The organism is Cellulomonas rhizosphaerae (assembly GCF_003470205.1).
Lineage (GTDB): Bacteria > Actinomycetota > Actinomycetes > Actinomycetales > Cellulomonadaceae > Cellulomonas > Cellulomonas rhizosphaerae.
Map to the genome: position 1 here is coordinate 1 of NZ_QWKP01000021.1, position 2,190 is coordinate 2,190.

At 70.4% G+C, this 2,190-nt stretch carries 1 protein-coding gene and 1 pseudogene; both read left to right on the plus strand.

Annotation, left to right across the window (positions count from 1 at the left end):
• Nucleotides 1–194 (plus strand): annotated as a pseudogene (locus D1825_RS00245) (LacI family DNA-binding transcriptional regulator); the annotation flags it as partial.
• Between the two features lie 191 nt (nt 195–385).
• A partial coding sequence (locus D1825_RS00250) for a glycoside hydrolase family 6 protein (RefSeq protein WP_233549536.1) occupies nt 386–2,190 on the plus strand: 1,805 nt, incomplete at its 3' end.

A 2,190-nucleotide genomic window follows, 5' to 3' on the forward strand; every position in this document is an offset into this window, starting at 1 on the left:
TCGCCGGGTCGGACTCGACGCTGTGCCGGCTCGCCACGCCGTCGATCACGACGTTGCCCTCGGCGCAGGCCGAGCTCGGCAGGGCGACCGGCGAGGCCGTGCTCGCGGTGCTCGACGGCGACCTCAAGGTGCGTCGCGACTGCGCGGTCGGCGGCCTGGCCGTCCGCGGCAGCACCGCCCCGAGGTCGCGATGACCATCAGGTCACGATTCGGTAACGGGGATCGCCTAAACGATTCGCGCCGTGTTGCCCGGAAAGTCCTCATGGTCACCTAGCCACTCAGTCGCCGTGGACTCCCCCTGGGCGACTCGTGCCTGGGCAGGACGGCTGTCCGGGTACGCCGAACGAAACCCGGAGGACACGTGTCCACACACGGCAAGAGAGCGATGGGACGGCGCGCACGCGCCGCGGCCACCGCAGCGACAGCAATGGCGCTGGTCGCAGTTCCCCTGTGCTTCACCAGCACCGCGAGCGCCGCCGAGGCGCACGTCGACAACCCCTACGCCGGCGCCACCCAGTACGTGAACCCCACGTGGGCCGCGGCCGTAGAGAGCGCAGCGACGCGCGTCGACGCCAACCTCGCCGCCAAGATGCACACGGTGGCCAAGCAGCCGACCGCCGTCTGGATGGACCGGATCAGCGCGATCGCGGGCAACGCCGACGGCCAGGGCCTGAAGTTCCACCTGGACAACGCGCTGGCGCAGAAGGGCTCCGGCCCGATCGTCGTCAACCTGGTCATCTACGACCTGCCCGGCCGCGACTGCTACGCCCTGGCGTCCAACGGCGAGCTGCCCGCGACCGACGCGGGCCTGGCCCGGTACAAGACCGAGTACATCGACGCGATCGCGGCCCTGCTGAGCGACCCGAAGTACGCGGGCCTGCGCATCTCGGCGACCATCGAGCCCGACTCGCTGCCGAACCTCGTCACCAACATCTCCGAGCCGCTGTGCCAGCAGGCTGCGCCCTACTACCGCGCCGGGGTCAAGTACGCGCTGGACAAGCTGCACGCGATCTCCAACGTCTACACCTACATCGACATCGGCCACTCGGGCTGGCTCGGCTGGGACAGCAACGCCGGTCCCGCCGCGACGCTGTTCGCCGACGTGGCCAAGTCCACCACCGCCGGGTTCGCCTCGGTCGACGGCTTCGTGAGCGACGTCGCCAACACGACTCCGCTCAACGAGCCGTACCTGCCCGACTCCACGATCTCCGTGGGCGGCACCCCGATCCGGTCGACGTCGTTCTACGAGTGGAACTTCGACTTCGACGAGATCGACTTCACGGCCCACATGCACAAGCTGCTGGTCGCGGCGGGCTTCCCGTCCTCGCTCGGCATGCTCGTCGACACGTCCCGCAACGGCTGGGGCGGCCCGGCCCGACCGACGGCGGTCTCGACCAGCACGGTCGCGAACACCTACGTCAACGAGTCCCGCGTGGACAAGCGCGTCCACCGTGGCGCGTGGTGCAACCCGCTGGGCGCCGGCATCGGCGAGCTCCCGCAGGCCACGCCCGCCGGGTACTCCGCCTCGTTCCTCGACGCCTTCGTCTGGATCAAGCCCCCGGGTGAGTCCGACGGCGCCTCGAGCGACATCCCGAACGACCAGGGCAAGCGTTTCGACCGCATGTGCGACCCGACCTTCGTCTCGCCCAAGCTGTCCAACCAGCTGACCGGCGCCACGCCGAACGCTCCGCTCGCCGGCCAGTGGTTCGAGGACCAGTTCAAGACGCTGGTCACCAACGCCTACCCGGTGATCGCCGGCGGCACCACTCCCCCGGCCGACACCACGGCGCCGGCGGCGCCCACGGCGCTGGCCGCGGGCACGACGACGACCACGACGGTTCCGCTGACGTGGACCGCCTCGACCGACAACGTGGCCGTGACCGGCTACAACGTCTACCAGGGCAGCACGCTGGTGGGCACCTCGACGAGCACGAGCTACACCGCGACGGGCCTGACCCCCGCCACGGCCTACTCGTTCACCGTCAAGGCCAAGGACGCCGCGGGCAACCTGTCCGCCGCCTCCGCCGCGGTCTCCGCGACCACCAAGACGGCGACGACCACCGACACGACGGCGCCCTCGGCACCGACGGGTCTGACAGCCGGCACCACCACGACGAGCACGGTCCCCCTGTCCTGGACCGCCTCGACCGACAACGTCGCCGTCACCGGCTACGACGTCTACCAGGGCTC